The organism is Caulobacter sp. GW821-FHT12D05 (genome assembly GCF_058807295.1).
Genome location: NZ_JBXAQO010000004.1, coordinates 94,874 through 121,675, shown reverse-complemented (window position 1 = coordinate 121,675; position 26,802 = coordinate 94,874). Strand labels below are relative to the sequence as shown.

Annotated in this window: 33 protein-coding genes and 1 other RNA gene; 15 read left to right on the top strand and 19 right to left on the bottom strand. The window is 68.0% G+C overall.

Annotated elements, in window-relative coordinates; genetic code table 11:
- The first annotated feature begins 31 nt into the window (after positions 1-31).
- Positions 32-1,885: an ABC transporter transmembrane domain-containing protein gene (locus AC1RRR_RS18590; protein WP_492815397.1), complete on the top strand. Its 1,854-nt coding sequence runs from the start codon at positions 32-34 to the stop codon at positions 1,883-1,885.
- Here the strand turns inward: AC1RRR_RS18590 and AC1RRR_RS18585 are convergent.
- The 6 genes from AC1RRR_RS18585 to AC1RRR_RS18560 form a co-directional block, all read right to left on the bottom strand.
- Complete coding sequence (locus AC1RRR_RS18585; protein ID WP_492815396.1) at positions 1,882-2,685, bottom strand: CPBP family glutamic-type intramembrane protease; 804 nt, start codon at positions 2,683-2,685, stop codon at positions 1,882-1,884. The genes AC1RRR_RS18590 and AC1RRR_RS18585 overlap by 4 nt on opposite strands.
- Positions 2,686-2,687: 2 nt before the next feature.
- A complete protein-coding gene (locus AC1RRR_RS18580) occupies positions 2,688-3,467 on the bottom strand; it encodes a MipA/OmpV family protein (protein ID WP_492815395.1) in 780 nt (259 codons plus the stop codon).
- Between the two features lie 120 nt (positions 3,468-3,587).
- Positions 3,588-4,712, bottom strand: coding sequence for a helix-turn-helix domain-containing protein (locus tag AC1RRR_RS18575; RefSeq protein ID WP_492815394.1), 1,125 nt, complete (start codon positions 4,710-4,712; stop codon positions 3,588-3,590).
- Positions 4,713-4,740: 28 nt separating this feature from the next.
- Entirely contained in the window at positions 4,741-6,042 is a 1,302-nt protein-coding gene (locus AC1RRR_RS18570) for a hypothetical protein (RefSeq protein ID WP_492815393.1), read from the bottom strand.
- Positions 6,043-6,116: 74 nt separating this feature from the next.
- Positions 6,117-7,187 (bottom strand): glycerophosphodiester phosphodiesterase, encoded by a 1,071-nt coding sequence (locus AC1RRR_RS18565; RefSeq protein ID WP_492815392.1) that lies wholly within the window; start codon positions 7,185-7,187, stop codon positions 6,117-6,119.
- Positions 7,188-7,255: 68 nt separating this feature from the next.
- The gene (locus AC1RRR_RS18560) at positions 7,256-8,056 is read right to left on the bottom strand and encodes an inositol monophosphatase family protein (protein ID WP_492815391.1); all 801 of its coding nucleotides are present in this window, start codon (positions 8,054-8,056) and stop codon (positions 7,256-7,258) included.
- Between the two features lie 221 nt (positions 8,057-8,277).
- Here AC1RRR_RS18560 and AC1RRR_RS18555 point away from each other — a divergent pair, with 221 nt between their 5' ends.
- Genes AC1RRR_RS18555 through AC1RRR_RS18545 form a run of 3 tightly spaced genes read left to right on the top strand, consistent with a single transcriptional unit; the run spans position 8,278 to position 10,060 of the window.
- Complete coding sequence (locus AC1RRR_RS18555) at positions 8,278-8,664, top strand: hypothetical protein (RefSeq protein WP_492815390.1); 387 nt, start codon at positions 8,278-8,280, stop codon at positions 8,662-8,664.
- Between the two features lie 5 nt (positions 8,665-8,669).
- Entirely contained in the window at positions 8,670-9,206 is a 537-nt protein-coding gene (locus AC1RRR_RS18550) for a hypothetical protein (RefSeq protein ID WP_492815389.1), read from the top strand.
- The gene (locus AC1RRR_RS18545) at positions 9,203-10,060 is read left to right on the top strand and encodes a sigma-70 family RNA polymerase sigma factor (protein ID WP_492815388.1); all 858 of its coding nucleotides are present in this window, start codon (positions 9,203-9,205) and stop codon (positions 10,058-10,060) included. Before AC1RRR_RS18550 ends, AC1RRR_RS18545 begins: the two co-directional genes overlap by 4 nt.
- Before the next feature lies 1 nt (position 10,061).
- Here AC1RRR_RS18545 and AC1RRR_RS18540 read toward each other — a convergent pair whose 3' ends face one another.
- A complete protein-coding gene (locus AC1RRR_RS18540) occupies positions 10,062-10,469 on the bottom strand; it encodes a hypothetical protein (protein ID WP_492815387.1) in 408 nt (135 codons plus the stop codon).
- Positions 10,470-10,555: 86 nt separating this feature from the next.
- Complete coding sequence (gene thiE, locus AC1RRR_RS18535) at positions 10,556-11,197, bottom strand: thiamine phosphate synthase (RefSeq protein ID WP_492815386.1); 642 nt, start codon at positions 11,195-11,197, stop codon at positions 10,556-10,558.
- A 133-nt stretch (positions 11,198-11,330) separates the two neighbouring features.
- On the opposite strand from thiE, the gene AC1RRR_RS18530 reads away from it, so the two are divergent.
- Positions 11,331-11,516 carry a (2Fe-2S)-binding protein gene (locus AC1RRR_RS18530; RefSeq protein WP_454717874.1) on the top strand — a complete coding sequence of 62 codons (186 nt, stop codon included), beginning with the start codon at positions 11,331-11,333 and terminating at the stop codon, positions 11,514-11,516.
- 145 nt (positions 11,517-11,661) lie between these two features.
- Positions 11,662-12,141, top strand: a complete 480-nt coding sequence (gene bfr, locus AC1RRR_RS18525) for a bacterioferritin (protein WP_454717873.1) — start codon at positions 11,662-11,664, stop codon at positions 12,139-12,141.
- A gap of 107 nt (positions 12,142-12,248) precedes the next feature.
- On the opposite strand, the gene AC1RRR_RS18520 is transcribed toward bfr, so the two are convergent.
- Positions 12,249-12,740 carry a GNAT family N-acetyltransferase gene (locus AC1RRR_RS18520; protein ID WP_492815385.1) on the bottom strand — a complete coding sequence of 164 codons (492 nt, stop codon included), beginning with the start codon at positions 12,738-12,740 and terminating at the stop codon, positions 12,249-12,251.
- Positions 12,741-12,772: 32 nt separating this feature from the next.
- Positions 12,773-14,182, bottom strand: coding sequence for a methyl-accepting chemotaxis protein (locus tag AC1RRR_RS18515; protein WP_492815384.1), 1,410 nt, complete (start codon positions 14,180-14,182; stop codon positions 12,773-12,775).
- A gap of 398 nt (positions 14,183-14,580) precedes the next feature.
- Here AC1RRR_RS18515 and AC1RRR_RS18510 point away from each other — a divergent pair, with 398 nt between their 5' ends.
- Positions 14,581-15,162 (top strand): tryptophan-rich sensory protein, encoded by a 582-nt coding sequence (locus tag AC1RRR_RS18510; protein ID WP_492815383.1) that lies wholly within the window; start codon positions 14,581-14,583, stop codon positions 15,160-15,162.
- A 5-nt stretch (positions 15,163-15,167) separates the two neighbouring features.
- On the opposite strand, the gene AC1RRR_RS18505 is transcribed toward AC1RRR_RS18510, so the two are convergent.
- The 4 genes from AC1RRR_RS18505 to AC1RRR_RS18490 all read right to left on the bottom strand — a co-directional run bounded on the left by AC1RRR_RS18505 (position 15,168) and on the right by AC1RRR_RS18490 (position 17,638).
- Positions 15,168-15,614 (bottom strand): DoxX family protein, encoded by a 447-nt coding sequence (locus AC1RRR_RS18505; protein ID WP_492815382.1) that lies wholly within the window; start codon positions 15,612-15,614, stop codon positions 15,168-15,170.
- Positions 15,611-16,354 carry an HvfC/BufC family peptide modification chaperone gene (locus AC1RRR_RS18500; RefSeq protein ID WP_492815381.1) on the bottom strand — a complete coding sequence of 248 codons (744 nt, stop codon included), beginning with the start codon at positions 16,352-16,354 and terminating at the stop codon, positions 15,611-15,613. The genes AC1RRR_RS18505 and AC1RRR_RS18500 overlap by 4 nt, the downstream gene beginning before the upstream one ends.
- On the bottom strand, positions 16,347-17,198 hold the full coding sequence (gene bufB, locus AC1RRR_RS18495; protein ID WP_492815380.1) for an MNIO family bufferin maturase: 852 nt from the start codon (positions 17,196-17,198) through the stop codon (positions 16,347-16,349). The genes AC1RRR_RS18500 and bufB overlap by 8 nt, the downstream gene beginning before the upstream one ends.
- Positions 17,199-17,353: 155 nt before the next feature.
- Positions 17,354-17,638, bottom strand: coding sequence for a BufA1 family periplasmic bufferin-type metallophore (locus tag AC1RRR_RS18490; RefSeq protein ID WP_492815379.1), 285 nt, complete (start codon positions 17,636-17,638; stop codon positions 17,354-17,356).
- A gap of 192 nt (positions 17,639-17,830) precedes the next feature.
- Between AC1RRR_RS18490 and AC1RRR_RS18485 the strand changes: the two genes are divergently transcribed.
- From AC1RRR_RS18485 to AC1RRR_RS18475, 3 genes are all read left to right on the top strand, one after another.
- Complete coding sequence (locus AC1RRR_RS18485; protein ID WP_492815378.1) at positions 17,831-18,370, top strand: sigma-70 family RNA polymerase sigma factor; 540 nt, start codon at positions 17,831-17,833, stop codon at positions 18,368-18,370.
- Complete coding sequence (gene nrsF, locus AC1RRR_RS18480) at positions 18,357-18,995, top strand: anti-sigma-F factor NrsF (protein ID WP_492815377.1); 639 nt, start codon at positions 18,357-18,359, stop codon at positions 18,993-18,995. The genes AC1RRR_RS18485 and nrsF overlap by 14 nt, the downstream gene beginning before the upstream one ends.
- A gap of 161 nt (positions 18,996-19,156) precedes the next feature.
- On the top strand, positions 19,157-19,837 hold the full coding sequence (locus tag AC1RRR_RS18475) for a DUF1109 domain-containing protein (RefSeq protein ID WP_492815376.1): 681 nt from the start codon (positions 19,157-19,159) through the stop codon (positions 19,835-19,837).
- A 56-nt stretch (positions 19,838-19,893) separates the two neighbouring features.
- Here the strand turns inward: AC1RRR_RS18475 and fba are convergent, their stop codons facing one another.
- The 3 genes from fba to gap form a co-directional block, all read right to left on the bottom strand.
- Positions 19,894-20,985: a class II fructose-bisphosphate aldolase gene (fba, locus tag AC1RRR_RS18470; RefSeq protein WP_492815375.1), complete on the bottom strand. Its 1,092-nt coding sequence runs from the start codon at positions 20,983-20,985 to the stop codon at positions 19,894-19,896.
- Between the two features lie 222 nt (positions 20,986-21,207).
- Entirely contained in the window at positions 21,208-22,398 is a 1,191-nt protein-coding gene (locus AC1RRR_RS18465) for a phosphoglycerate kinase (protein WP_492815374.1), read from the bottom strand.
- A gap of 79 nt (positions 22,399-22,477) precedes the next feature.
- Complete coding sequence (gene gap, locus AC1RRR_RS18460) at positions 22,478-23,485, bottom strand: type I glyceraldehyde-3-phosphate dehydrogenase (protein ID WP_492815373.1); 1,008 nt, start codon at positions 23,483-23,485, stop codon at positions 22,478-22,480.
- Between the two features lie 213 nt (positions 23,486-23,698).
- Here gap and AC1RRR_RS18455 point away from each other — a divergent pair, with 213 nt between their 5' ends.
- Positions 23,699-24,088 carry a hypothetical protein gene (locus tag AC1RRR_RS18455; RefSeq protein WP_492815372.1) on the top strand — a complete coding sequence of 130 codons (390 nt, stop codon included), beginning with the start codon at positions 23,699-23,701 and terminating at the stop codon, positions 24,086-24,088.
- Between the two features lie 3 nt (positions 24,089-24,091).
- A complete protein-coding gene (locus AC1RRR_RS18450; RefSeq protein WP_291880144.1) occupies positions 24,092-24,418 on the top strand; it encodes a cell division protein ZapA in 327 nt (108 codons plus the stop codon).
- A gap of 1 nt (position 24,419) precedes the next feature.
- Here AC1RRR_RS18450 and AC1RRR_RS18445 read toward each other — a convergent pair whose 3' ends face one another.
- Together AC1RRR_RS18445 and AC1RRR_RS18440 are read right to left on the bottom strand one after the other, a co-directional pair.
- Positions 24,420-24,722, bottom strand: coding sequence for a type II toxin-antitoxin system RelE/ParE family toxin (locus tag AC1RRR_RS18445; RefSeq protein WP_492815371.1), 303 nt, complete (start codon positions 24,720-24,722; stop codon positions 24,420-24,422).
- Positions 24,719-25,000 (bottom strand): type II toxin-antitoxin system ParD family antitoxin, encoded by a 282-nt coding sequence (locus AC1RRR_RS18440; RefSeq protein ID WP_492815370.1) that lies wholly within the window; start codon positions 24,998-25,000, stop codon positions 24,719-24,721. Before AC1RRR_RS18440 ends, AC1RRR_RS18445 begins: the two co-directional genes overlap by 4 nt.
- 109 nt (positions 25,001-25,109) lie before the next feature.
- On the opposite strand from AC1RRR_RS18440, the gene ssrS reads away from it, so the two are divergent.
- From ssrS to AC1RRR_RS18425, 3 genes are all read left to right on the top strand, one after another.
- Positions 25,110-25,272, top strand: a non-coding RNA gene (gene ssrS / locus AC1RRR_RS18435) — 6S RNA.
- 24 nt (positions 25,273-25,296) lie between these two features.
- A complete protein-coding gene (locus tag AC1RRR_RS18430; protein WP_492815369.1) occupies positions 25,297-25,908 on the top strand; it encodes a 5-formyltetrahydrofolate cyclo-ligase in 612 nt (203 codons plus the stop codon).
- Between the two features lie 22 nt (positions 25,909-25,930).
- Entirely contained in the window at positions 25,931-26,752 is an 822-nt protein-coding gene (locus AC1RRR_RS18425) for a TIGR00282 family metallophosphoesterase (RefSeq protein ID WP_492815368.1), read from the top strand.
- The last annotated feature ends 50 nt before the right edge of the window (positions 26,753-26,802 follow it).

Genomic DNA, 26,802 nt, shown 5'->3' with positions numbered 1-26,802 from the left:
AAAGAACCCGCGCGATTTTGGCAAGGGACTGTTGATGACTGACGTGAACGCCGGCGAGCAAAAGGCCGATGGCCGCCCCGGCGCGGGGGCCGAACTGGTCCAGGGCATGGCCGAAGCCAAGGCCCGCCGGCCCCGCCGCAAGGACATCCGTCCGCTGGCCCACCTGCTGCCTTTCGTCGCCGCCCACAAGGGCGACGGCTTCGCCGCGGGCTTCTTCCTGCTGTTCTCGACGGGCGCGACCCTGGGGCTGACGGCGGCCTTCAAGGAAGTGATCGACCACGGATTCGCCAAGGGCGCTGGCGCTGAGATCAACAGCGCGTTCCTGGGCCTGGGCGCGGTGGCCATGGTGCTGGCGATCGCCACGGCCCTGCGATTCTTTTTCATCACCCGCCTGGGCGAGCGGGTCGTGGCCGATGTGCGCCGTGCGCTCTATGGCCACACCCTGACCCTGGACCAGCAGTATTTCCTCAAGACCCGCACGGGCGAGGTGCTGTCGCGCCTGACCACCGACGTGTCCCTGATCGAGCAGCTGGTCGGCGCCTCGGCCTCGATCGCCCTGCGCAACATCCTCAGCCTGGTCGGCGGCCTGGGCTACATGGCGGTGGTCTCGCCCAAGCTGGCGGGCTTCATCGTGCTGATGGTGCCGGTGATCCTGGCCCCGATGTTCTTGGTCGGCCGCCGCGTGCGCAAGCTGACCGTTACCGCCCAGGACAAGTTCGCCGACGCCGTGGGCTATGCCGGCGAGAGCCTGGACGCGCTGGAGACCGTGCAGGCCTTCGGGCGTGAACGCGCCTCGTCGGTGCGCTTCGGTGGCGCGGTGGACGAGGCCTACAAGGCCTCGGTGCGCCGGATCACCACCCGGGCCACCATGACGGCCATGGTCATCACCCTGGCCTTCGGCGGCGTCACCCTGCTGCTGTGGAGCGGCGCGCGCCTGGTTCTGGCCGGCGAGATGACCGGCGGCACCCTGGCGCAGTTCGCCATGCTGGCGGTGATGGCGGCCGGCTCGATCGGCGCCCTGGGCGAGGTCTGGGGCGACGTCCAGAAGGCCTCCGGGGCCATGGACCGCATCGCCGAGCTTCTGAACGCCCAGCCCGACATCGCCGCCCCGCCGGCGCCCAAGACCCTGCCGGTCCCGGCCCAGGGCGCGATCGCGTTTGAGAACGTGGTCTTCGCCTATCCTGGTCGCCCCGACCTGCCGGCCCTGAACGGCTTTGATCTCAGCGTAAAGCCCGGCGAGACCGTGGCCCTGGTCGGCCCCTCGGGCGCGGGCAAGAGCACCGTCCTGCGGCTGCTCCTGCGCTTCTATGACCCGCAAAGCGGCGGCATCCGCCTGGACGGCGTCGACCTGCGCGACGCCGCGCCGGACGAGGTGCGTGAACGCATGGCCCTCGTCGCCCAGGACTCGCCGCTGTTCTCGGGCTCGGCGATGGACAACATCCGCTTTGGCCGCGCCGACGCCACCGAGGCCGAGATCCACGCCGCCGCCGAGGCCGCCCAGGCCGCCGGCTTCCTGTCGGCCCTGCCGCAGGGCTTCGACACCCCGGTCGGCGAGCGCGCCAAGACTCTGTCGGGCGGCCAGCGCCAGCGTCTGGCCATCGCTCGCGCCCTGGTCCGCCAGGCGCCGATCCTGCTGCTGGACGAGGCCACCAGCGCCCTGGACGCCGAGAGTGAGCGCCTGGTCCAGCAGGCCCTGACCGCCGCCATGGAAGGCCGCACCACCCTGGTCATCGCCCACCGCCTGGCCACCGTGCTGAAGGCCGACCGGATCGTGGTGATGGAAGAGGGCAAGGTGGTCGAGCAAGGCACGCACGCCGAGCTCTTCGCCAAGGGCGGCCTCTACGCCCGCCTGGCCAGCCTGCAGTTCGGAGTTGCGGCCGCTTAAACGGCCGCGCCCAGGATCACCGCCAGCACGGCCACGATCAGCACCACGCCCTCGACGGCGTGGATCAGCACCGCCAGCCAGCTGGATCGAAAGATCTGGGCCGGCAGGCTGTAGCAGAGGCAGCTGATCAGCAGGCCCGGCATGATCCAGAACTTGTGGGCGTGGTAGGCGGTGAACAGCACGCCGTTGCCCAGCCACGCCCACCGGCCCCAGGCCTTCTCCATGCGCGGCAACAGCACGCCGTGGAACAGCAAGGCCTCGCCCAGGCCGTAGTTGAAAAGGCTGGAGATCAGCGCCAGGACCAGGATGTCCCAGCGTCCCCGGGCGTCCGGTGTCGCCAAATGCTCGATGAAGGCGAAGGCCGGGGTGTGGGCCGCCAGGGTCTGGCCCAGGGCCGTACCCTGGAACCAGGCGCCGGCCATGTCGTCGCCGACGAAGCCGACGGCGGCGAACACCGGGACCAGCAGGAAGGCCGCGATCGCCGGCTGTCCGCGCCAGGTCGGCGTCGCCAGCCACAGCCGGCGGGCCAGGGCGGCGGGCCGGAAGGGCACGCCTTCCAGCCGCAGCACGATCACCGACAGCACGGTCTGCCAGGCCATGCCGGCGACCATCAGCCGCCAGAAGACCAGGCCCGGCAGCGGATCGCCGGGCGTCATCAGCCGAGGCGCGACGACCCAGGCCAGCACCGCCATCGGCGCGGCGGCCGCCAGCCAGATCAGCAGGATGGCCGCCGTCCCGCTGGCCGGCTTGGCGGGGACCAACACGGGCACGAGCGCGTGGGAGCGATCGATCGCGCTCACGGCTAGAACCGCCGCACCAGGCTGACGAAGGTCCCGACCGCGTGGTCCTTGGCCATCAGCGGGCTGTCGGTGATGTCCTTGTCGAACAGCTCGACCTCACCCGCGGCGATCACGTACAGGCGATCGGTGACCTGGTAGCGGGCCTGGACGCCCAGCGACGGCACCAGCACCCCGCCCGACGCCGCGCGGGCCGTGCGGCCGTATTCGAAGGCCCGGGCCACGCCGGCCTCCTTGACGCTGAGGCCGTACAGCCAGGTGGCCAGCTTCTTGTCTTTCCACGAGACGCCGGCGACGACGTCGACCGACAGCTTCTCTAGCGGCTGGGCCGACAGGGTGAGGTCCAGATTGACCTCCTGGCCCTTGGTCTCGCTGCTGACGTCGCGCAGATATTCGACGCTCAGGGTGGCGGGGCCGGCCGTGCCGCTGAAGCGGCCGCCGACATCGACGCCGGTGCTGCGCTTGAGGAAGGCGAAGTCGCGGGTGTCCTTGGGATCGACCAGCTGGAAGCGCGGCGCGACCCGGCCCTCCAGCTTGAAGTGGTCATTGCCCCAGGCCTTGACCGCTAGGCCCGACAGGTCGGCCGTCAGGCGGTCGGTCTGGTAGACGAACAGCGGCAGGACGCCGGTCTGGGTCTTCTTCTTGGCGGTCGCATAGGGGTTGGTGGTGGCGTAGACGCCGGCGCCCAGCAGGAAGAGGCGCTCGGGTTGCTCGGTTTCCTGGGCGTGGGCGGCGACAGGAGCTAGGGCCAGGACGCAGGCGGCCAGGGAAAAACGAAGGATCATGACTGTTCTCATGCAGTGGGAGGAACAGTCGTCTAACTGGCTCAGCTTGCGCCTAGGCGCCTTCCGGACGGGTAGGCTCGAAGCATTGGACGCTTCCTAGCCTGCGGGTCCGGACAGCGCTCAGGCTTGGGGCCTGAAGGCGCTGGGCGGCTGGCCGGCGTGTTTCTTCACCGCGGCGTTGAAGGTCGAGCGCGAGTTGAAGCCGACGTCGTAGGCGATGGTCAGGATCGGCTCGTCCGAGGCCTTGATCCGCGCGACCGCCTCCTCGACCCGCCAGCGATTGACGTAGTCGAAGAAGCTCTGGCCCAGGTGCTCGTTCAGGGCCTGGGACAGGTGGTTGGGGGTGATGGCCACGCGGCTGGCCAGGGCGCTCAGCGACAGCAGCGGGTCGCGATAGAGGGCGTCGGCCTGCATGGCCTGCTCCAGCCGCGCGGCGATCTCGACCTGGCGCGCCTGCGGCAGGGCCGAGCGGGCGTATTTCTCGGGCGAAGGCAGGACCTTCGGGGTCTCGGTCTCCTGGGTATAGATCGGCTTCTGCGACAGGCCGAACAGGCCGATGGCCGCCGTCCAGCCCAGCTCGATCGCGGCGGCCGCCACGTCCAGCCAGTGGGCGTTGGCGCCGATAGACAGGGCCGACTTCACCGCGCCCCAGGCCCAGGCGGCCAGCATGATCAGCACCAGGGCCCGCAGCCAGCTCAGGGTGCGGTCCTCGAGGTTGGAGAACAGGTCGCGCACCCGCCGCACGTGCCGGCTCAGCACCACCAGGGCGGCGGCCAGATAGCCCAGGGTGACCAGCAGGAACAGCGCCACGAACAGCAGCTGCAGGATGCCCGACACGGCGTCCGTCTCGGCCAGGCCGTAGACCGCCAGCCGCGTCCGCGCCGGCAGCACGAAGAACGGCGAGGCGATCAGCACCGCCACGCCGGCCGGCCAGCCGATCCGCCAGACGCGGGCGAAGGTCCAGCGATCCGGCTCGCCGGTCATGGCCAGCACATAGGCCAGGATCGACGGCCCCAGGAACAGCGACAGCGCCCACAGGATCCCGGTCGTCCACGGATGCGCGCCATAGACCCCGATGCGGTCCAGCAGCAGATCGACGCCCGAGATCCCGCTCAGGGCCAGAAACACCGCCAAAGCCGTGGCTGGCGCTTCCTTCCAATCGCGCCGCAGCCCCAGCTGCGCGGCCGCGAACAACCCGATCGCGGCCGTCGCGGCCGACAAGATCAGCGCCGGAGCGTCGACCATGGACTGAGACCCCCCGCTGACGGCTGACCTACTTCCGTAGGTCCGCCGGCGTCGTCGGTTCGCTGATCACGCGTTCCATGGCCTTCCAGCGGGCGTCCTCGGTCTTGCCGGCGCGGTAGACGTGGTCGCGGACCATGTCCTGGCCGATGTTGTAGTTGATCACGTACGAGCGGTAGGTCTCGACGAAGGACACCCGCTTCTCGGCGCCGCCGCGCGAGTACAGGCTGTATTTCATCATCGCCTGGACGGCCTGTTCCTTGGTCATCCGGCCGGCCAGATATTCGGCCGCGATGGTGTTGCCGGCGCTGGCCAGGGCGCCTTTGGCTGCTTGCAGCTCGCCATAGGCCTTGGCGGTCGCAGGATCCAGGCCCGCCAGCGGATAGAGCTTGTCGCGCTCGAACTGGGTCTTGGCGTCGCCAGGGAAGGCCAGCTCGATGCCGAAATTGGCGCTGCCTTCGGCGATGAACGACTGCGGCGAGAACAGCGGATAGACGCTGAACTCGACCCAGCCCTTGTCCTTGGTCAGCTTCTGCTCGAGCAGGGCGTTCAGGACGTGGTGGCCGGGATAACCCTCGTGGCAGCCCAGGTCCAAGGCGCGGCTGATATAGATCGGCAGGTCGGTGTTGATCTGGATCAGGCTGTGGGCATTGCCCTTGTACCAGTTGTAGCCGCTCCAGGGCTTCTTGGTGACGAACTCCATGTCGAAGCGCTCGCCGGCCGGCAGCTTGATGTGCGCTTCCGTCTTGGCCTTGCAGGCGGCGATGCCGGCCTGCATCACGGCCTCGACCTTGTTGGTCGGGATCACGTAGCGGTTCTGGAAGGCGTCGACGCGGGCGGCCAGGTCGCCCTTGCCGGGCACCAGCTTCTCGATCTTCGCCAGGATGGGGTCGTAGCTCTTCAGCGGCTTGAGCACCGGGCGGACGCTGAACAGGCCCTCGGCCTCGTCCTCGAAGCTGAACTTGTCGCCGGCGATCATGGCCAGGCGGGTCTGGGCGGCGCGCAGCTGGCCCTTCAGGAAGATCTTTCGGCGGCGTTCGTCGGGGGCGAGGTCCTTGTCGGCGATCTTACCCAGGGCGGTCTGTAGCCGGTCGGCCTCCTTGCGCAGCGCCGAGACGGGGCGCGGATTGGCCTTGGCGGCGGCCTCCCATTCCTTGGGGCCGTAATAGGCGTCGACATAGCCGTCCTCGCGCTGGCCAGCCTCCAGGGTCAGATGGACGAAGTCGACGGCGATCTTGCCCAAGGCGTCCGAACCGGGAGCGGCGAGGGCGGGCGCGGCCAGGGACACGGCGGCGAGGGCCGCCAGCGCGGCGGCGGCGTTGCGGATCTTCATGGACTTCCCCAGCGAGCGTCGAAAGGCGGCACGCTGCACCGCCTTGCCCCGCTTCGGCAATATCGAGGAACGATTTAGCTGCGCGCGGCGACGGCCAGGGCCGGGAAGTCGCTGAACACGCCGTCGACGCCGGCCGCGTACAGGGCCTTGAACACCGGCGTCACGTCGCCGTGCAGGGCCAGGAAGGCCGGGTCCTTAGGATCGCCCTTACGCAGGCTCGCCGGCAGGAAGTAGTTCTCGGCGCGCACGGTCCAGGGGTGGACGGCCAGGCCCGCGGCATGGGCGTTTTTCACCAGGTCGGTGGCCGGCAGCAGGATCTGCTTGTCGTTGGGGACCACCAGGCTCCAGTTCGGACCCAGGCCGTCGGCATAGACGGCGACGTCCTTCAGGCCCTGGACGGTGATCAGGTCGGCATATTTGACGTTCGGCAGGTCGGCCGGACCGCCTTCGCCGTCGACCAGCAGGACGAGGCGCGCGGCGGTCTTGGCCTTCAGCTTCTTCAGCGGACTGACCTCGAAGCACTGCACGAACACCGGCGCGGTCGCCGAGTTCAGGTCCAGGGCCTTCAGCTTGGCGACCAGACGGTCCTCGGTCGGCAGGCCGATCGAGGCGAAATAGGTCGGGTGCTTCAGCTCGGGATAGACGCCGATCGTGCGGCCCGTGCGCTGGGTCCCGGCGCGGGCGATGGCCACGACCTCCTCGAAGGTCAGGATCTGGGCCTGGCCGTCGAACTGAGCGCTGACCGGACGCAGCTGCGGCAGCCGCTCGCGGGCGCGCAGGGTCTTGATCTCGGCCAGGGTGAAGTCTTCGGTGAACCAGCCGGTGATCTGCTGGCCGTCGATGGTCTTGGTCGCCTTGCGGGCGGCGAATTCCGGACGGCTGGCGACGTCGGTCGTGCCGCCGATCTCGTTCTCGTGGCGGGCGACGAGGTGGCCGTCCTTGGTCGGCACCAGGTCCGGCTCGATGAAGTCGGCGCCCTGCTCGATGGCGCGCTCATACGACAGCGCCGTGTGCTCGGGCCGCTCGCCGCTACAGCCGCGATGGCCGATGACGATCGGCTTCTTCGTCTGAGCGAAGGCAAAGCCGGGCAGCAGCGTGCCGGCGAGCGCGGCGGTGGTCATGGCGCGACGGGTAAGCAGGGTCATGGGCGCGGATTTAGCGCCCGGATGTGACGGTTTGGCGAGAGCCTTCAGGCTCTCGCCATCACAAAAACCTATGCCGCCCGCAGACGCTCCAGGATCTGCGGATAGAGGTCCTGGTTGCTGGCCAGGATCGACTTGCCGTTGACGACGTCCAGGTCGTTCTCGTCGATCGTCGAGACCTTGCCGCCCGACTCCTGGATCATCAGCACGCCGGCGGCGATGTCCCACGGGTTGAGGTTGCGCTCCCAGTAGGCGTCGAAGCGGCCGGCGGCGACCCAGGCCAGGTCCAGGGCGGCCGAGCCGAAGCGGCGCACGCCGGCGACCTTCTGGCTGACCTGGTGCAGCTCCTTCAGGAACTGGCCGTGGCCCGGCTTGCCGGCGAACGGCACGCCGGTGGCCAGGATGCTCTCGTCCAGGTGACGGCGGGCGGCGACGCGCAGGCGCTTCTCGGCGCCCAGGAAGGCGCCCTTGCCCTTTTCGACCCAGAACAGGTCGTGGGTGATCGGGTTGTAGGTGACGCCGGCGACGACGCCTTCGCCTTCACGCTGCAGGGCGATGTTGACCGCGAAGTGCGGGATGGCGTGCATGAAGTTGGTGGTGCCGTCCAGCGGGTCGACGATCCAGGTGTGGGTCTTGTCGGTGCCCTCGATCATGCCGCGCTCTTCGCCCAGGAAGCTGTAGCCCGGGCGGGCCTTGGTCAGGATCTCGAACAGGGTCTGTTCAGCCTTGATGTCGGCATTGGTGACGAAGTCCGCCGCGCCCTTCTTGGAGACCTGCAGTTCCGTGACTTCGCCGAAGTCGCGGGCCAGGCCGCGGGCGGCCTTCCGGGCCGCGTCGATCATGACGTTCAGGAGGGCGGAAGGCGTGGCCACGGGCGGATATCCTCAAGGAATTGCCGTCGACGCCCGCCGGAAAGTCCGGCGGCGGAGCGGTAGGTCGACGGTGTGAAAGAACGGGCGCGGAACCTAATCGTCCACAGGCCCGATGGCAAGATGGGCCTGATTCAACAGGCTTAACGGCCTTTTTCGCCGAACCATGTCACGTCGACGGGGGCTGTCTCGTCCTGCTCTCGACACCAACTCGAGAGGGCGACATGCGCTGGATCGCGATCGGACTGACGGTTCTGTTTCTAGGCAATGGCCTGGTGATGCTGACCGTCCCTTATCCCTGGTACCTGACCATTCCTGGCGTCATCCAGACCGGGCCGTTCAACGACCACTTCGTGCGCGACATCGGCGCGACCTATCTGGCCTGCGGGATCGGGACCCTGCTGGGGGCGCTGGACCTGCGGCGGCATGCCGGGGCCGTGGTCGTCGCGGCGGCGTTCCAGGGCGCGCATGCGATCATCCACCTGATCACGCCCTTCTGCGGAACCAGCCTGCCGTGGCCGCTGCTGGCGCGGGACTTTCCGGGCGTCTTCCTGCCGACCTTGCTGACGATCTGGCTGGCCGTGGCGGCGATCAAGTCGAAGGAGGCCTGATCGTGATGAAGGCGATCATCGCGGCCGCCATCGGCCGTTTCGAGAAGCGCTACGACTACGACGCCACCTATATCCGCGACCTGCTGGAGGCCAGCCCCAAGGCGGCGCGAGCGTTCCAGGGCGTGCGGACGCTGTCAGGCTATCGCGAGGGCGCACCGGCGGCGGCCCTGGCGGCGGCTGGCTTGGTGGCCACGATGAGCGAGGACTGCGGGCCCTGCGTGCAGATCGGCGTGAAGATCGCCGAGGAGAACCACGTGGCGGCCGACGTGCTGCGCGGGATCCTGACCGGCGACCCCGTCCTGATGGGGCCGGACGCCAGCCTGGCCTACCGCTTTGCCAAGGCCTCGCTGGCCCGCGACCTGGAGCGCTCGGACGCCCTGCGCGATGACGTGCTGGAGCGCTGGGGACCCAAGGGGCTGTCGGCGATCGCCCTCGCCATCGCCTCGGCGCGGGTCTATCCCACGGTCAAGTACGCGATGGGACACGGCAAGACGTGCTCGCGGGTCGAGGTAGCAGGAGAGGCGGTGGCGGTGCGGGCATGACGGCAGCCGATACGATCTTCGAGCAGCGCCGCTCGGCCATGACCGGCCTGGCCTATCGCATGCTGGGCTCGCGGACCGAGGCCGAGGACGTGGTGCAGGACGCCTGGCTGCGCTGGCGCAAGGTCGACGCTGAGACAGTCGAGGAGCCTGGCGCCTATCTGAACCGCGTGGTCACGCGCCTGGCCCTGGACCGCCTGAAGTCGGCCCGCGCTCGGCGCGAGGTCTATGTCGGCGAATGGCTGCCCGAGCCGGTGGTCGAGCCCGACTTCGAGGCCGGCGGCGACGCCGACCTGTCGGTGGCCTTCCTGCTGGCCCTGGAGCGCCTGACCCCGCTGGAGCGCGCGGCCTTCCTGCTGCACGACGTCTTCGACACGCCCTTCGCCGAGATCGCCGGCGTGCTGGGGCGCAGCGAGACCGCCTGCCGGCAGCTGGCCTCGCGGGCCCGCGAGCACGTGCGCCGCGACCGCCCGCGCTACACGCCCAGCGCCGACGAGGAGCGCAAGCTGACCACGGCCTTCTTCCAGGCCCTGGTGACCGGCGACGAGGTGGCGCTGCGCGACCTGCTGACCGAGGACGTGGTCTGGCACGCCGATGGCGGCGGCAAGGCCAATGCCAATCTCAATCCGATCTATGGCGCGACCAAGCTGGTGGCCATGCTGCAGGGCATCCGGCGCAAGTTCCCGCCGCCGGCCGACACGACCGTCCGCCTGGCGCGCGTCAACGGCCAGCCGGGCCTGGTGCTGGCGTCAAGCGGCATCGTCTTCCAGACCATGAGCCTGGAAATCGAGAACGGCCGCATCAGCGCCGTCTATACGATGCGCAACCCGGAGAAGCTCTCCGGGCTGGACGCCTGACCTAGGGCAACTCCGCCTTCGGCAGCGTGTCCTTGCTCTCGCAGGCCAGCTTGCCGGCCTTGCCGACGGCGCCGGAGATGTCCTCGATCTTGGCTTCCTTGCGCCAGCCCTTGGGCAGGCCCTTGGTGCCGTCGAAGTCCATGCCGAGGTCCATCCACTTGTCGGCCGCGCAGTCCAGCGCGAAGACCAGGATCGGTCCCTTGCTGGCCGGCCAGTTCCGATAGGCGCCGTTGGCCTTGCCTTCGGCGATGCGGGTGACGATCAGGCCGCTGGTCTGGTCGACGCGGGTGAAGTCCGCGTCGTAGTAGGTCTTGGTCTCGCCCGGAGCCAGCTTCCAGGTCTCAGCGGTCGCGGCACCGGAAAACGCCAGGACCGGTACGCTAAGCAAACACACCACGAGTCGCTTCATGTCAGCGTCTCCCCCTTACCTGTTGTTCGCTGGGGAAGACGCTATGCCTGTGTGCAGTGCGTCACAATATCACTGTTATTCGAAGCTCAGCGCGCGGCGAGACCCTCGGCGATAGCCGCATTCAAGGCCGCGACAGCCGCATCGGGGCCCTGCGGATGCGCCCAGACCCCGGCCGAGACGGCCAGGAAGTCGGCGCCAGCCGTGGCCAGGGGCGCGGCATTGGCGGCGGTGATGCCGCCGATGGCCACGCACGGGACCTCCATCGTCTCCTGCCAGATGGTCAGGATGTCGGGCTCGGCGGTGGTCGGGGCGTCCTTGGTCGAGGTCGGGAAGAAGGCCCCGAAGGCGACGTAGTCGGCGCCGGCCTCGGCGGCCTCCATGGCCAGGTGGCGGCTGTCGTGACAGGTGACGCCGACCATGCGCTCGCCCATCAGCTTGCGGGCGTCGCGATAGGCCATGTCGCTCTGGCCGACATGCACGCCGTCGACCGGCAGGCGGGCGGCCAGGTCGGGGCGGTCGTTCAGGATCACCGCCACATCATGGGCCTGGGCGATCGGACCCAGCACGTCGACCGCCGCCTTGATCACGTCGTCGGGGACGTCCTTCAGGCGGATCTGCAGGGCGGCCACGTCGCCGCCTTCCAGGGCCTTGGCCAGCTGGCGGCCAAAGCCGGCCAGGTCGTCCAGGGCGGGCGGGGTGATCAGATAGAGGCGGCAGGGAAGCGTCATGAGGCGGCCTTTATGCCAATTTCAGGACGCTTGCGACACCTGGTCGCTGCTAACCAGAGTGAGAGTCAGTTGCAAAGTCCGTCGGGACCGGCTAGATGAGAATGACAATCAAACCGGGTAGGGCGTTCGTACCTTGTACGTCTGTAACTGTAACGGCATCCGCGAGCGCGAAGTGCGCGCCGCCATCGACGCTGGCGCCAGCCGGCCGGCCGACATCTTCCGTTCCAAGGGTTGCCAGGCTCAGTGCGCCAAGTGCGTCTGCGAAATGCGCCAGATGATCCAGGACAATCGCGAAGCGCTTGCATTCGCGGCCGAGTAATCGTCGAAAAGCCAATAAATTCAGCGATCGCGAAGCACTCGCACGCTTTTCTGTGAGAGCGCGAAACACTCGCACACATTCAGGTTGAAGCCCGTTTCGGCTTGCCCCAGGTTCCCGCCGAGATCCGAACCTTAAGGAGGCCGCCATGCAGGGCGATCCCAGCATCATCCGACTGCTCAACGCGGTGCTCACCAACGAGCTGACGGCGGTCAACCAGTACTTCCTGCACGCGCGGATGTACGACAACTGGGGCTTCAAGCGCCTCGGCAAGATCACCTACGACGAATCGATCGGCGAGATGAAGCACGCCGACATGCTGATCAACCGCATCCTGTTCCTGGAAGGCCTGCCCAACCTGCAGGACCTGCACAAGCTCAAGATCGGCGAGACCGTGCCGGAATGCCTGAACAGCGACCTGCAGGTCGAGATCGGCGGCCGCGAGACCCTGATCCCGGGCATCGTCCAGTGCGAACAGGCCCGCGACTATGTCAGCCGCGAGCTGCTGCGCGTGATCCTCAGCGATACCGAGCACCACATCGACTTCCTGGAAATGCAGATCGGCCTGGTCAAGTCGCTGGGCGAGCAGAACTACCTGCAGTCGGCCATGGGCGAACTGCCGGCGTAAGCGCCACGGAAACCCCGTCCTTCGACTAGCTCAGGATGAGGTTTCCGACTGAACGGCCCTAGCAGTAGTCCTCATCCTGAGCTTGTCGAAGGACGAGGACGGCTCCGCTAGGCAGGCCGCTCCATGAATACCCGCAGGCTCTCATCCAGCCCACGCGCCAGATGTTCGCGCCGGATCTCCAGGAGGTCCGGCGCTAATTTTTTGTCGTCGATCTCGAGGAAGCCCAGGCGCCGGTAGTAGGGCGCGTTCCAGGGCACGTCGCGGAAGGTCGACAGGGTGAGGCGGCTCGTTCGCGCGCCCACGGCGTCGATCAGGGCCGCGCCGATGCGCCGCCGTTCGAAGGCCGGCAGGACGTCGATCTGCTCGATATAGAGACTGTCGCCGACGGGCCGGAACATCACGAAGGCGGCGACCTGGCCCTCGACATCCGCAACCAGCAGGCCGCCAGCCGCGATCCGGTCGGCCAGCACCGACGCTGGCGAAGGCTCGTCGGCGGCCAGGGCGTCCATCAGCCCGATGAAACGCTGAGCCGAGGCCCGCTCGATCTCTCGAACGGCCTCGATCTCGGAGGACAGGGCAGGGCGGATGGCAACGGTCACGCCGCCATGCTGGCCCGCCGGGCAGGCAAGGTCTAGGCCGCGCGGGCGCCCGGACGACGTTGGGCGGCGATCGGCGCAGCGGCCTGGCCGGTCTTGAAGCGCGTCATCAGGTGCGTCAGCTCGTGGGCCTCGGTGCGCAGGTTGGCGGCGGCGGCGGTGGTCTCTTCCACCATGGCCGCGTTCTGCTGGGTCACCTGGTCCATCTGGTTGACGGCGCTGTTGACCTGGTTGAGGCCGGTGGCCTGTTCCTGGGCCGAGCGGGCGATCTCGCTGATCAAGCCGTCGATCTCGCCGACCTTGCTGACGATGCCGTCGAGCGAGGCGCCGCTTTCGCCGACCAGCTTCACGCCGCGATCGACCTGGGCGGTCGAGTTGGCGATCAGGGTCTTGATCTCTTTCGCGGCGTCGGCCGAGCGCTGAGCCAGGGCCCGCACTTCCTGGGCGACGACGGCGAAACCACGACCGGCTTCACCCGCACGCGCCGCCTCGACACCGGCGTTCAGCGCCAAGAGGTTGGTCTGGAAGGCGATCTCGTCGATCACCCCGATGATGTTGCCGATCTGGGCCGAGGACTTCTCGATCTCGCCCATGGCCGTGATGGCCTGCTGGACGACCTCGCCGGAGCGGCCGGCGTCGACGCGGGCGGCCGAGGCGGCGGCCGAAGCGCGCTTGGCGCCCTCGGCGCTGCGCACCACCGTGGCGGTGATCTCGTCAAGGGCGGCGGCGGTCTCTTCCAGGCTGGCGGCCTGTTGTTCGGTGCGGCGCGACAGGTCGTCCGAGGCGTAGGACACCTCGTCGATGCCGGCCTGCATGCTGCCGGTGCGCTGGACGATGGTCGAGACCGTGTCGCGCAGGCAGTCGATGGCGGTGTTGAAATCGTCCTTGACCTGCTGGTAGCGCGGATCCATCGCCGCTTCGATGTGCTCGCTGACGTCGCCGCGGGCCAGGCGGCCCAGGCCGTCGGCCAGCACGGTGACGACCGTATTGTCCTGGTCGGCCTTCTTGCGGGCGGCCTCGGCGGCGGCGCGCTCCAGCTCGACGGCGGTGATGTCCGAGGCGAACTTGATGACCTTCACCGGCTTGCCGTTCTTGTCGAACAGCGGGTTGTAGGAGGCCTGGATCCAGATCTCCTTGCCGCCCTTGCCCACGCGCTTGAACTTGTCGGAGAAGAACTCGCCGCTGTTCAGCCGGCGCCAGAAGTCGCGATATTCGCCGCTCTTGGCGTAGTCGTCCTCGACGAACAGGCTGTGGTGCCGGCCCTGGATTTCCGAGAGGCCGTAACCCAGCGTCTTCAGGAAGTTGTCGTTGGCCGTGATGATCGTGCCGTCGAGATTGAACTCGATCACCGCCTGGCTGCGGTGAATGGCGGCGATGATCGCCTCCATCTCGGCGATCTGGCTCGTGGCCTTGCTGTCGTCCTGGCGCGCCCGGAAGAAGGACATCGGCGTTTTCCCTGTCGCGTGAGGTCACCACCTTGGCGACGCCTGCATCTCACGCTTCGGCGAAAAGTTGCGCTCCGAAACTCAAAAGAGCCTTAACGCGGTGAAGCTCTCGGTTGAATGTCAAAAGATCAGTTATCTCGAAAAGACAAATAAAAACAGTAACATGATATCCATGTCTAAACTCGTCGTTTTCCTTAACGCGTCATCCGGTCGCACGAGACTTTAGGATAGATCGAGTCAGGGTTGTGCCACTCGGAGTCGGCCTCCCGACACGCCAAGGGCGTTTTCGGGTGGCGCCGCGCGAGGATCAGGCCATCATGCGGATCAGGCCCCGCTGAAGCTGGAACCAAGGCTCAGCTGGGCTGTTTGACCTTGCGAGTTCACGAGGGAGTCCCGCCATGCATATCGCCAACGGAAAGTCGCGCGAGCGCGCCCTGGCCGGTCGCGAAGCGTTCCAGCTCGATCAGCGGGAGGCTGGCGTTCACCCCGCGGCGCAGATCGCGCTCGGCGCGGCCCTGGCCGGCGGCGCGATCTTTGCCGCCCTGATGATGGGCCGTCGTCACGAAGCCGTGCTGGACGACGAGATGTACGCGGTCGAGTTCGCCGAGATGCACGAGCCGGTGGCCCATCAGCCCAAGCCCCTGACCAGCCTGCTGCTGCCCCCGCTGTTCATCGCCATGACCCTGTCGGGCCTGCGCACCTGGAACGCGCCGTCCAGCCCGGCCCGCACCCGCGCCCTGACCATCTGGAGCCTGGTGCAGGGCTTCAACGCCCTGTGGCTGGGCCTGGGCGCGCGTCGCGTCGGCGGCCAACTGGGCGCGGCCACGGCCTCGCTGGCGGCCTCGGCGGCCTATGCGATCGAGGCCCGCAAGGTCGGCGGCGGCGTGGCCCCGGACCTCGGCTGGGTCGGCATCGCCAACGCCCTGACGGCGCAGCTGTGGCGGCGCCCGCTGGTCCCGCGCGTTCCGACCATCCACTAGACGGCTCAGGGGATCTTCAGCAGGCGATCCAGGCTGAAGGTCCCACCGCCGCGCGCGATCAGGAAGAGCAGGAGGCCCGCCCACGACAGGTGGGTCGGCCAGGCGTCGGGATAGACGAAGATCTCGATCACCGCGGTCATGCCCAGGAAGGCCAGGGCGGACAGACGCGTGAACAGTCCCAGCACCAGCAGCACCGAGAACAGGTGCTCGGCATAGGTCGCCGCGTGCGCCGCCACGACCGGCGGCAGCAGGGGCACGTGGTACTCGCTCTCGAACAGGGCGTAGGTCCCGTCGGTGATGTGCAGCAAGCCATCGACCTTGGTGCGGCCCGACTGGAAGAAGATCGCCGCCACGCCGAAGCGGGTGACCAGGGCCAGGACGTCCTCGGTCAGCAGCTTGCGGGCGGTCTGGGCGAAGGCGTCGAACGGGGCGCGAAGCGAGAGCGCGGTCATGGGGTGAAGACTCCCTCGGAGATCAAGACGGCAAACAGTGACGCCAGGTTGGCGGCGGGGTCGGCCTCGAAGGCGCGCTGAGCGGCCTGCGCCGAGGTGAGGCCGTCGCGGCAGGCGCGCAGGAAGGCGACCTCGGGGACGCCGATGAGGCGGGCGGTGACGGCGCCGCCTTGGCGGACCAGCAGCAGGGTCTGGGCCTGATCCGACAGCTCAAGGTCCTCGCGGCTTTCGCGAGCGGCGATCCACAGGCCGGGCAGGCCGGCCTCGAAGCTGGCGAAGCGGACGCTGGGGTGCAGGGACAGGTTCGTTTCGGCCAGGGTCTCGGGCGTCAGGGCTGCGAGCGCCTCGGCCGTCAGAACCTCCGCCTCGGCGGCGAACAGGCACTCGGTCCACAGGCGGTCCAGGTGGGCGATCCCGGCCAGGTAGGGCGTGTCGTCGGCCGGTGGGAAGCGTTCCAGCCAGGTTGGGAAACCTTCACCGTAGTCGAGCAGGGCGGCGCTGGACGGCGGGGCCTCGCGGGCGAACAGGGCGGCGGCGGCGCGGAACCAGTCCTCGCCGACCATCGAATGCACGGTCGGGAAATTGGCGGCCAGGGCGTCGACGCAGCCCTTGGCGATGGTGTTGCGGTAGACCGACAGGCCCGCCGCGCCTTCACCGGGCGCGAGCCAGGGCGACAGGGCCGAGGGGCTGCCGGCGAGGGCGGCGACGAAGGCGTCCTGGAAGTCCAAGAGCTCAGGCATGGACGGTCTCCAGCGCGGCGAGCTCGGCGGCGGCGCGATCGCGCTCGGCGGCGGCGCGATCGCGCTCGGCCATCAGGACGTGGAAGGCGGGGATGTCATCGTCGCGCTCGATCAGCGTCGGGCGCAGGCCGATGCGGCGGATCAGGTGGCGATAGAGCGCCCAGACGGGCTCGGCCACCGGCGCGCCGTGGGTGTCGATCAGCAAAGCCGAGCCGCCGGCGTCGGCGCCGTGGCCGGCCAGGTGGATCTCGTTCACCGCCTCGGCGGGCAGGGCGTCCAGATAGGCCTCGGCGCTGTAGCCAAGATTGCTGGCGCTGACGAAGACGTTGTTGACGTCGACCAGCAGGCCGCAGCCGGTCTTGGCGACCAAGGTGGTGAGGAACTCGACCTCGTTCAGGTCGTGGCCGGTCAGGGGCAGATAGAGCGAAGGGTTCTCGACCAGCACGCGGCGGCCCAGGGCGTCCTGCATGCGGCCGATATTGGCGGCGATGCGGGCGAGGGCGGCTTTCGTGCGGGGGAAGGGCAGCAGGTCGGGCTGGTGGGCGCCGCGATGCGTCGACCAAGCCAGGTGCTCGGACACCACGAACGGTTCGAACCGGTCGACCAGGCGCTTGAGGGCGGCCAGGTGCTCGGCGTCCGGATCGGCGTCGGCGGCCAGGGACAGGCCCACGCCGTGCAGCGATAGCGGGCGGCGTTCGCGGACGGCCTCCAGCGCGGCGAGGCGCGGACCGCCAGCCGACATGTAGTTCTCGGGATGGACCTCGAACCACAGTCCCTCGGCGTCGCACGCGACCGCGTCGGCATAGTGCTGGGATTTAAGGCCGAGGCCGGCGGTGGGGGTCATATTCGAGGTCTCAAACAAACCCGTTTTCCCGGCGAAAGCCGGGACCCAGATCTCGAAGAGCCTGGGCTGACTGGAAAAGCGCTGAGGTCGTAGAACCCAACCCCAGCGCCCTTCCATCTGGACCCCGGCCTTCGCCGGGGAGACGGCGTGTGGAATTACATCTTCGGCGTCAGCGAACCCATGCCGGTCGGGGTCTTGATCGTGACGCAGGTGCCCTTCTTGACCATCTTCCAGGCGTCGCCCTGGTAGTCGACCTTCGAGGTGCCGGCGCACGAGGTGCCCGCGCCCGCCTTGCAGTCGTTCTCGCCGGCCTTGGCGACGCCGTAGCACTTTTCCTGGTCGCCCTTGGCCTTGCCGTGGTCGTCGGCGGCGGCGATCGAGACGCCGGCCGACAGGGCCAGGACGGCGGCGAGGGCGGCGGTGGCAGCGGTGCGGTTCATGGGGTTCTCTCCTGGGTGTTGTTTCACACCAGGCGGCTCTGCTGGCCGCCTGGTCGATGGGAAGTACGAAGCGACACCGCGAGAGGTTACACCGCTCAGCGAACAAAATTTCGGCGCGGTTTCACGGCCTAGGTTCCGGCGCGGCGCGCGGGCGTGTAACCATCCGCCCCTCGCGCGCGAATAGGGGCTTGCGTGACGGATACCGAAACCCGTTTGAAGGCGCTGATGCTGCGCGGGCTGGACGGCGACGCCGCAGCCTATCGCGAGTGTCTGGCCGGTCTCGGCGTTCGGCTTCGCGCCTATTTCGCGCGGCGGATGTCCGGCGCGCCCGGCGATGTGGAGGATCTTGTGCAGGAGACGCTGCTGGCGGTGCATCTCAAGCGGTCGACCTGGGACCCGTCCCAGTCGTTCACCGCCTGGGCGCATGCGGTGGCGCGCTACAAGCTGATCGACCATTGGCGGCGGCGGAAGATCCGCCAGACCCTGCCGATCGAGGACCACATCGAGTTCCTGGCCGCCGACGAGCCCGACCCTGGCGTCGGCCTCGAACTGGATCGCGCCCTGGCCTGCCTGCCCGAGAAGCAGCGGATCCTGGTCTCCGACGTCAAGCTGACGGGTCTGTCTCTGGCCGAGGCGGGTGCGAAAGCCGGCATTTCCGAAGGCGCCGCCAAGGTCGCCCTGCACCGGGCGCTGAAGGCCCTGGCCGAAAGGATGCGCCGTGCGGACGGATGATCTGATCGACGCCCTGGCCCAGGACGCGGGCCCCAGCCGCGCGCCGCCCAAGCGCCTGGCGATCGTCGCCGGCCTGGGCGCCCTGGCGGCGCTGGTTCTAGTGCTGGCCTGGCTGCACACCCGTCATGACCTGATGCCCGCCATGCGTGGCGGTATGTTCTGGATGAAGGCGCTCTATACCGGCGCGCTGGGCCTGGCCGGCTATCTGGCGATCGAGCGCCTGTCGCGGCCGGAGGGCTCGGGCCGGCGCGGCTGGATGCTGGGCGGGGCGGTATTGGGCCTGTTTGCCCTGGCCGGTGTCGTCCAGGCGATCATGAGCCCCGACATCCAGATGGCCCTGCACATGCTGCGCGGGCACTCGTGGCACGTCTGCAGCCGCAACATCCTGATGCTGGGCCTGCCGATGTTGGTCCTGGGCCTGTGGGCGGTGCGCGGCATGGCCCCGACCCGGCCGGTCGCCGCCGGCTTCGCCACGGGCCTGTTCGCGGGCGGCGTCGCGGCCACCGTCTATGGCCTGCACTGCGCCGAGAACACCTTCACCTTCGTGGCCCTCTGGTACAGCCTCGGCGTGCTGTCGCTGGCCGCCGTGGGCGCGCTGATTGGGCGCTGGGCGCTGCGTTGGTAGGCAGACCTGATGTCCCTAGAAGTAGCGACGATCACGTTTCGTATCGTCGCCTTAGGGTCGATTGACAAACCCACGTTCCGCCAATGAAGTGCCGCCTCTTTTCGCGAATGAGACGCGAGAAGCTTCACTGAAACGCCAGCCGGCTCTGTGGGGAGAGGCGCGTGACGATCGACGACACCCTTGCTCCGCTGGATGCGGGAGCGAGCGGCGAGCGCCTTGGCGCACCCATCTGGTCGACCGCGACCCTGCCCTGGCGGCTGGCCGAGATCGGCGGCGCCGGCGCCTTGGCGGGCGTGCTGATGATTCTGCTGTGGCTGGACGTGCGATCCGACCTGACCGAGGCGGCGGGACAGGCCTTCTTCTGGATCAAGGCCGCCTATCCGGCCGGCGTCGCCCTGTGCGCCCTGGTCGCGGCCACCTGGCTGGCGCGCGGACGGCCGGGCGGCGTCACGGTGCTGGCCTTGGCTGGCGCGGGCGCGGTCGGCATGCTGGTCGCCGCCGGCGTGCAGAACGCGGCCATGAGCCCGGCCGCGCTGCTGACCCTTCATTGGCCCAACGCGCTGGTGTGCCTGGGCAACATCCTGGTCATCGCCGCCCCGATGCTGGCGCTGACCGTTTTCGGCCTGCGCGACGTCGACCTGCTTCGACCCGCGCCGACCGGCTTCGCCTGCGGACTGTTTTGCGGGGGCGTAGCGGCGACGGTCGACGGCTTGCACTGCTGGCAGGGGACCTACGCCTTCGTCGGTCCCTGGTTCACCCTGGCCATGCTGGTCAGTGGCGGGATCGGGGCCGGCGCGATCAAGCTGCTCGCCCGTCGCCGCCGCTTTCTGGCGGCCGAATAGAAAAAGGCCTCCCGGATCGCTCCGGGAGGCCCTTCGTGTTCAAGCTCTAGAGCGCCTTATTCGGCGGCGGCCTTGGCCGCGCCGGCGCCGAACTTGGCGTCCAGTTCGCCGGCCGTGTAGCGCTTGGCCATGGTCGCGGTCGACAGCGCCTTGATCTTGTCGGCGTGGCCGGCCGAGCCGAACTCGACGAAGCGGGCCTGGCAGACCTTACGCATGGCTTCCTTGGCCGGCTTCATGTAGGCGCGCGGGTCGAACTCGCTCGGCTTCTCGGCCAGCAGCTTGCGGATCGCGCCGGTGATGGCCATGCGGTTGTCGGTGTCGACATTGATCTTGCGCACGCCGTGCTTGATGCCGCGCTGGATCTCTTCGACCGGCACGCCCCAGGTCTGGGGCATCTCGCCGCCGTACTGGTTGATGATGTCCTGCAGGTCCTGCGGAACGCTGGACGAGCCGTGCATCACCAGGTGGGTGTTGGGCAGGCGGCGGTGGATTTCCTCGATCACGTTCATGGCCAGGACGTCGCCATCCGGCTTGCGCGTGAACTTGTAGGCGCCGTGGCTGGTGCCCATGGCGATGGCCAGGGCGTCGACGCCGGTGGCCTGCACGAAGTCGACCGCCTGGTCGGGATCGGTCAGCAGCTCGTCGTGGGAAAGCTTGCCCTCGAAGCCGTGGCCATCCTCGGCCTCGCCCATGCCGGTTTCCAGCGAGCCCAGCACGCCCAACTCACCCTCGACCGAGACGCCGCAGCTGTGGGCCATCTGGACCACCTTGCGGGTGACCTCGACATTGTACTCGTAGGTCGCCGGGGTCTTGGCGTCTTCCATCAGCGAGCCGTCCATCATCACCGAGGTGAAGCCGTACTGGATCGCCGTGGCGCAGGTCGCCGGGCCGTTGCCGTGGTCCTGGTGCATGCAGACCGGGATGTTCGGATAGATGTCGACCAGGGCGTCGATCATCTTGGCCAGCATGATGTCGTTGGCGTAGTTCCGCGCGCCGCGCGAGGCCTGGATGATGACCGGCGAGTTGACGGCTTCAGCCGCCTCCATGATCGCCAGGCCCTGTTCCATGTTGTTGATATTGAAAGCGGGCAAGCCGTACTCATGCTCGGCGGCATGATCCAACAGCTGGCGCAGCGTGATGCGAGCCACGTAATTCTCTCCTGCAAGCGTGAAGTAGGTTGAGGTCGTTTCTTGTTATTGGGGCCGTGACGCTTGTGCGTTCTCTGCCCGGGCCGCCTTCTATCTTCGATAGAAGGCTTGTCTTTAAATGGAGCGCATTAGGACGGCGAAACCGCCTACACTTTCGCCTAATGCGCTCTGCAGTCGTCAGTCCAGCGCGGATCTGCACGATCCGCGCCAGGACAAGTCTCTTTAGGCCTCGAGTGCGGCGACGCCCGGAAGCGTCTTGCCTTCCATCCACTCGAGGAACGCGCCGCCGGCGGTCGAGACGAAAGTAAAATCGGCCGACACGCCCGCGTGGTTCAGTGCAGCGACAGTATCACCGCCGCCCGCGACCGCCACAAGCTTACCCGATTTCGCCAGCGATGCAGCGTGTTTTGCCGCCGAAACCGTCGCTTCATCGAACGGAGGCACTTCGAAAACGCCCAACGGGCCGTTCCAGATCAGTGTGATGCTTGAATCCATGGCGGCCAGCAGGCGCTTGGCGCTTTCCGGACCGGCGTCCAGGATCAGGTCGTCGGCCTGCACTTCGTTCAGCGCACGGACGGCGGTCTCGACGCCCGGGGCGACCTTCTTGGCCACGACCACGTCGACGGGCAGCAGCAGTTCGCAGCCGGCGGCGTCGGCCTTGGCGATGATTTCGCGGGCGGTGTCGGCCAGATCCTTTTCGCAGAGCGAGCCGCCGACGTCGTGGCCTTGCGCGAACAGGAAGGTGTTGGCCATGCCGCCGCCGATCGCCAGGCGATCCAGCTTGGCGACCAGGTTGTTGAGCAGGTCCAGCTTGGTCGAGACCTTGGAGCCGCCGACGATGCCGATCACCGGCTTCTTCGGATTGCCCAACGCGGCGTCCAGGGCTTCCAGCTCGCGCTGCATCGACAGGCCCGGATAGGCCGGCAGCAGCTTGGCCAGGCCTTCGGTCGAGGCGTGGGCGCGGTGGGCGGCGCTGAAGGCGTCGTTGACATAGATGTCGCCGTTGGCGGCCAGGGCCTTGGCGAAGTCGGCGTCGTTGGCCTCTTCGCCGGCGTGGAAGCGGACGTTCTCCAGCAGCGCGACGCCGCCGTTTTCCAGGCCGTCGACGACCTTGGCGGCTTCAGGACCGATGGCGTCCGAGGCGAAGGCGACCGGTTGTTCCAGCAGCTTGGAGAGCGGCTCGGCCACGAAGCCCAGGCTCATCGCCGGCACGACCTTGCCCTTGGGGCGGTCGAAGTGGGCCAGCAGGATGACCTTGGCGCCTTGCTTGGACAGATAGTGGATGGTCGGCAGGGCCGCGCGCAGGCGGGTGTCGTCGGTGATCTTGCCGCCGTCGACGGGAACGTTGAAGTCCACCCGAACCAGGGCGCGCTTGCCGGCGAGGTCGGCGGTGTCGAGGGTGCGGAAGGTCATGTGGCGTCCTGGGCAGGGGATATCGGGCAAGGAAAACCCCCGCTCCTCGGAAGGAGCGGGGGCTGGGTATCTCGGTTCCTTAGAGGAACTTGGCCATCTCGAGGGCCGTGTCGCTCATGCGGGTCGCGAAGCCCCACTCGTTGTCGTACCAGCTGAGCACGCGGACCAGCTTGCCCTCGATGACTTGCGTCTGGGGCAGGGCGGCGGTCGAGCTGGCGGCGATGTGGTTCAGGTCCGACGAGACCAGCGGATCGGTCGTCGTGAACAGCACGCCCTTCATGTCGCCGTCGGCGGCGGCCTTCAGGGCGGCGTTGACTTCGTCCACCGTGGTGTCGCGCGAGGGCACGACCTTCAGGTCGATGACCGAGACGTTCGGGGTGGGCACGCGGATCGACGAGCCGTCCAGCTTGCCCTTCAGGGCCGGCAGCACCAGGCCCAGGGCCTTGGCGGCGCCGGTCGAGGTCGGGATCATGCTCAGGGCCGCGGCGCGGGCGCGGTAGAGGTCCTTGTGCATGGTGTCCAGCGTCGGCTGGTCGCCCGTGTAGCTGTGGATCGTGGTCATGTAGCCACGCTCGATGCCGACCAGGTCGTGCAGGACCTTGGCCACGGGGGCCAGGGCGTTGGTGGTGCACGAACCGTTCGAGACGACGATGTCGTCGGCGGTCAGGGTCTCGTGATTAACCTTGTAGACGATGGTCTTGTCGGCGCCGTCGGCCGGAGCCGAGACCAGCACGCGCTTGGCGCCGGCTTCCAGGTGCAGGGCGGCCTTGTCGCGGGCGGTGAAGATGCCGGTGCACTCGAACGCGATGTCGACGTTGAGTTCCTTGTGCGGCAGGTCCTTCGGGTCGCGGATCGCCGTGACCTTGATCTTGCCCATGCCGACGTCGATCCAGTCCTCACCCGAGGTGACCGTGCCGGGGAAGCGGCCGTGGACGCTGTCGTAGCGCAGGAGGTGGGCGTTGGTTTCGACCGGACCCAGGTCGTTGATCGCGACGACCTCGATGTCGCGGCGGCCATGCTCGGCGATAGAGCGCAGGACCAGACGTCCGATGCGGCCGAAGCCGTTGATGGCGACGCGAATAGCCATGGGTCTTTCTCCTGTTATGGCCGCCGAGCTGATGCGATCGGCGTTCCCTATTTAAGGGCGCGTTTTGCGGGGGAAAGGCGCGAAGTCAAGCCCGAGAAACTGACACGCCTTCCGTAAATGCTGCTATGGGCTCGGCATCGCCCAAATCTCGCCCCTGCGTCTGGCATAGACGGGCTCGATCTATATGTTGCGTTGCATGATTGGAAATTGCCGATGATCCCGGCCGACGGTACGGCCCTCGACCTCGCCGTGCGCCGTTTGGAGCGTGCGGTCGGGGCGCTGGAACAGCGTCTCGCGGCCAAGGCGGCCGAGCCCGTCCGCGCGCCCGCGCCGGCGCTGACCTCGGCCGAGCCGAGCCTGTTTGACGACCAAGAGCGCGCCCGCCTTATCGCCGACCTGGACGCCGCGCGCGAGCGCGAAAAGGCGCTGGAGGAAGCCGGCGAGCAGGCTTCGGCGGCGCTGGGCCGCGCCATCGCCGAGATCCGTTCGGCCCTGGGCGACGAAGCCGTGGCCAATGACGATCACGAACATGATGACGCGCCGCACGACGCCGTCTCGTCCGACCAGGACCGGGATCTGTTCGACGATCCGAAGGAGGGCTGACCGATGGCCCAGGTGACTATCCATGTGAACGGCCGCCCCTACATGGTCGGCTGCGAGGACGGCCAGGAGCCGCACCTGACCGAGCTGGCCCGCCTGTTCGACCGCCAGGTCCGCCAGGTCAGCAGCGACGTCGGCCAGCTGGGCGAGACCCGGCTCTTCCTGATGGGCGCCCTGCTGCTGGCCGACGAGCTGTCGGACATGAAGCTGCGCCTGGCCCACGCCAACGCCGAGATCAGCCGCCTGAACCAGGAAGGCACAAAGGCCGAGATCGCCGCGATCCGCGCGCTGGACGCGGCGGCCGAGAAGATCGAGAAGCTGGCGGCGGAGTAAGTCAGTCGGCGAAAGCGGCGTCGACGTTTTGTCCGCCGTGGAAGATCCTGATAATCACGATCGCCTTTGCCGTGACGCTAAACGCGATCGCGGTGCGTCGCTCGAAGCCGAGCAGTCTCAGTCCCGGTCGGATATCGTCACGACGGACACCCTGTTCCGGAAAGCTCGCTAGGCTGGCGCATCGGTCATCGAGGCGTGTGACATACGCCATGGCTGCGTTGGGCGCGCCTCGATCGGCGATGTAGTCATACAGGTCGTGAAGGTCGTCGAGCGCTTCTGGCGAATAGACGACCGTTCTGGTCACGGTTTGGTCTTCAGGCGCTCGGCGTGATGGGCGCGGATCGAGGCCATCACATCCTTGGCGTCGATCGCCCGGTTAGGATCGTCCAGCATCGCGTCGTAGACCGGCGCTACATCCTCACGCAGCCAACGTTCCACGGCCGCGTCCCGTTCCTGCAAAGCGCGAACACCAGCGCGCACGACCTCGCTGGCGGACGCATAGGTTCCGGCCGCAACCAGGTCATCGATATAACGAGACTGCTCGGCGGGCAGACTGACAGTGCGCTTGCTGACTGTGGTCATGAGAGCCTCCGTCGCCACAGTAGCAGGCGGTATGAAGGTTGCATACCGCGTCCGCGTCACCGCGCCGCTAGCAATCCGCCCCCCGAACCCCTATCTTGATCAACGGCGGGTCATGCTGTGGCTCTCGTCGAAGATTTCTTATCCCAGGGACCTTAATCTCTCTATCGGGACCTGTTCCCTCCCGTGGCCGTGGCTGCGGGAATACGGGGCCCACCTGTTACTGACAGGTTCGAGTGGATTGAAACGTCTTCACGGTTCTTCGCGGCGCCGCCACCTTTCTCCCCTATAAGCGGTCGATGACCATCGCCGACCCCCTCGCGGCCAAGATCGCGCTGCGCGTCTTCCTGCGGAACCAGCGCAAGCAGCTGGCGCTCGAACATCCCGAAGCCGACTGGATGATCGCCGACGTGGCGCGCGAGCCGCTGGCCAGGCTGTTCCCGAACCCTGAAGGCAAGATCGCCGCCCTGTATCACGGGCTGGGCTCGGAGGTGTCGCCGCGCATCCTGGCCGACCAGATGGCGGAAGCAGGGTGGGTCCTGGCGCTGCCGGCGGTGCTGGACAAGGACGACGGCGAGATGGTGTTCCGGCGCTGGGATCGTGGGACGCCGCTGGTCCATGACGCCATCGGCCTGCGCGGCCCCCCGCCGGAAGCGCCGGTGGTCGAGCCCGACCTGGTGGTCGCGCCGCTGCTGGCCTTCCAGAGCGATGGGCTGAGGCTGGGGCAGGGCGGCGGCTACTACGACCGGGCGCTGGAGGACCTGCGGGCCCGCAAGCCCGACGTCTTCGTGCTGGGCCTGGCCTATAGCGGCCAGCAGGTGGAGAATCTGCCGCACGAGCCGCATGATCAAAGGCTGGACGCCATTCTCACCGAAAAAGAGTATATGGCCGTCAAAGACATGGGCCGCTGACGGCCCGCACCAAGGACTTTCGATGCGTTTCGCCTTCTTCGGTGATGTCGTCGGCAAGTCGGGCCGTGACGGCCTGGCCGACCATCTGCCCGATCTTCGCCGCCGTCTCGGGCTCGAGTTCGTGATCATCAACGCCGAGAACGCGGCGGCCGGTTTCGGCATCACCGAGAACACCGCGCGCGAGCTGTTCGAGGCCGGCGCCGACTGCCTGACCCTGGGCAATCACAGCTGGGACCAGCGCGAGGCCCTGACCTATATCGTCCGCGAGCCGCGCCTGATCCGTCCGGCCAACTATCCGATCCTGTCGGACGCTCCGGGCCGCGGCAGCCACCTCTTCCAGACGGACAGCGGCAAGACCGTGTTCGTCGTCAACCTGCTGGGCCGCGTCCACATGGACGCCATGGACGACCCGTTCGCCGCCGCCGACCGCGAGCTGGACAAGGCCCCGCTGGGCCAGGTGGCCGACGCGGTGATCGTCGACATGCACTGCGAGGCCACGTCCGAGAAGATGGCCATGGGCCACTATTGCGATGGCCGCGCTTCGCTGGTGGTGGGCACCCACACCCACGTCCCGACCGCCGATTGCCAGGTCCTGCCGGGCGGCACCGCCTACCAGACCGACGCCGGCGCCTGCGCCGACTATGACAGCGTCATCGGCAACCAGAAGGACGAGCCGCTGCGCCGCTTCACCACCAAGATCAGCGGCGGGCGTTATCAGCCAGCCTCGGGTCCGGCGACGGTGTGCGGCGTGTTCGTCGAGACCGACGACCGCACGGGCTTGGCAACGCGCGTCGAGCCGATCCGGGTGGGCGGGCGTCTGCAGCAGAGCATTCCCGAGGTCTAACCTTCGGTTCAGCTTGCGGCTGTCGCAACTCCAGCTTCAGATGGTGTCTC